This window comes from Saccharopolyspora sp. NPDC045941 (genome assembly GCF_056431445.1).
Window position 1 is genome coordinate 1 of the sequence record NZ_JBWKKU010000176.1, and the last position, 1,052, is coordinate 1,052.

Below are 1,052 nucleotides of genomic sequence, written 5' to 3' on the forward strand. Positions count from 1 at the left end.
GCCTTGCGGCACGTGTTCTCCGAGTCACCCAACGGCCCGACCGAAGCCTCTCCCGTCGAAGAAGCCCGGCGTTGATCATCATGAACCAATAGGTGGTTCTCGTGAACTGGTCCGGTGTCACCGCGCAGGACGTCGATAACAAGGACAACCCTGCCTACCGATTGGAGAGAGCACGATCAGTTGCGCTGGCTTTCTGTATCCTTCGAATCACGGAGAGTGATTAAGAAGCTTTTGGGGGTCAGCAGATGTCTTCTGCCGGTGACGGGGCACCGTTGGCATCTGCGGTCGAGGAAGTCGACCAGGTCATCGCGACCGCGATGAGCAAGATTGAGGCAGCAATCGGCGAGCTTACGAAGGCGATCGAGTTCTGCGAGGAAGGCGTCGGGAACTTCGCTGAGGCGTTGGAAGGCTGCACCGATGACGAAGTGCTTGTCGTATTGGAGGCCCAGCAGGCAACACCCGGACAACTCGCGACGGCACGGGAAATGTTGCTGTCCAGCACGACGAAACTCACCGAGTACCGGCGGCGTCTCGGCGTTTATCCAGTCGCTCGACCTAGCGCCTCGGCTCCTTCCGATTCGGCCCGTTCCGATTCGGCGTCGCGCCCCAGACGCGCTCAGAGCTACCACGTCCGCCTCGCGCGGGGAAAACGCATGGTCGATGGATCGCCAGCAATGGCGACGTGGTGATGCTGGAAAGCGGCAAGGGCGGTGAGTACTACCGGGCCGCCCGGCGGCGCGCCGTCGAGCTCGGGTTGACCTACGGTCGACCGAATGCCGAGGTGGCCATTTCCCGGCACGTGGAGGTGCAGTTCGCGATGCGGATGCACGACCAGGGAATTGTCGAGGCCGAGATCGAGATCAACCGCCGGGTCTGTGGCACGACGCCGGGTAGGGATGATGACCTTCCGGTCACCTGCGACAAGCAGCTTGAGCGGTTCCTACCGCCGGGAGCCACACTTAGAGTTCCTAGCAAAAGGACCACTGGTTGTGTCTGGGTTTCCTTGATCGTGGATCATGGTTGGGTGAGGAAGGGTGAGCAGCCGCCGTGGA

The 1,052-nt window shown here is 61.5% G+C and carries 2 protein-coding genes; both read left to right on the forward strand.

Going from position 1 to position 1,052, the window contains the following annotated elements; translation table 11 throughout:
- The first annotated feature begins 245 nt into the window (after positions 1–245).
- Entirely contained in the window at positions 246–689 is a 444-nt protein-coding gene (locus AC07FN_RS45950) for a hypothetical protein (RefSeq protein WP_478401394.1), read from the forward strand.
- A partial coding sequence (locus AC07FN_RS45955) for a DddA-like double-stranded DNA deaminase toxin (RefSeq protein ID WP_478401395.1) occupies positions 665–1,052 on the forward strand: 388 nt, incomplete at its 3' end. The genes AC07FN_RS45950 and AC07FN_RS45955, both read left to right, overlap by 25 nt.